This window comes from Quyinboa mangrovi (genome assembly GCF_042219825.1).
GTDB lineage: Bacteria > Bacteroidota > Bacteroidia > Bacteroidales > UBA5342 > JBHJHP01.
This window is the reverse complement of the sequence record NZ_JBHJHQ010000046.1, coordinates 1-936: the sequence shown is the minus strand read 5'-3', so window position 1 is coordinate 936 and position 936 is coordinate 1. Positions and strand designations below refer to the sequence as shown.

Genomic DNA, 936 nt, shown 5'->3' with positions numbered 1-936 from the left:
AATCAAACGATGATCCAGTTTTAAAAAGAACGTCCCCTGCTTCAGCCGAAAGAGGGTGGAAGCCAGTTTTAAAATAAACAAACAACTAATCACGGCATTATTTACAACGTTCCCGCGGTATGGTGTCGTGGCAGTTTCTTTCACCCGTGAAAGGAACTGTCAGGACGAAAAGAGATTGCAGCGAATGTTGATTTTTTTTGTTTAAAAGTACTGCCATGCACTATACCGTGTGTTGTAGGTAGTGCATTCTTAGTCCTTATATTTCCAATCGTTGTTAATCTTATCATAAACTGCATAACACCCATAGAATGAATCATATCTCAAGATAAAATTACTCTGATCATCATATTTTTCATATAAATATTGAGTGCCAATACAAGTCCATTTTGGAGTATTTTTAAAGAATTCAGATTTAATATTCTCAGGATACATACCATTCTTTTCTTTATATTCTTCTATTTTTTCAATAATTAATTTTCCTCTATTCTCAGATTGCACAATTAGATAATCTCTTGTTGGATATGAAAGTCCAGTCAATATAATGGTAGTACTTATCCATATCGTCGAGTATGGGAAAATTCTAGTTTTTATTTTCTTGTCAATTGATTTAAATATAATTGCAATAATTATTAAAAGAACAATTAATCCCACGGCATATTGAATAAATGGAGTCCACCAGGAAAAAGAGAATCTCCATAAAATAAAAGTCAAGATGGGTATTGAAATCAATGTTGAAATAACCAAAATATTATTATTAGGATTTAATATTTTATGTCTTAATTTTTCAAGCATTTGTCAATCTTATGAATTCCCAAGTATTAGCAATTTTTAGATTATATATTGTCAGTTTGCATTACCTACAACGTTCCCGCGGTATGGTGTCGTGCGGTTGACTGTCCCATGAAGTGGAGACTGTCAAGCCGAAAACGACGACAT

1 protein-coding gene is annotated in these 936 nt (G+C 32.7%); it reads right to left on the bottom strand.

Annotated features, from left to right (window positions below; genetic code table 11):
* Positions 1-249: 249 nt before the first annotated feature.
* Entirely contained in the window at positions 250-792 is a 543-nt protein-coding gene (locus ACE1ET_RS20480; protein WP_375730291.1) for a hypothetical protein, read from the bottom strand.
* Positions 793-936 lie beyond the last annotated feature (144 nt).

Bases quoted from the DNA above. Each gene is read 5' to 3' on its own strand.
- ACE1ET_RS20480 (WP_375730291.1), bottom strand. From the start codon at position 792: ATGCTTGAAAAATTAAGACATAAAATATTAAATCCTAATAATAATATT.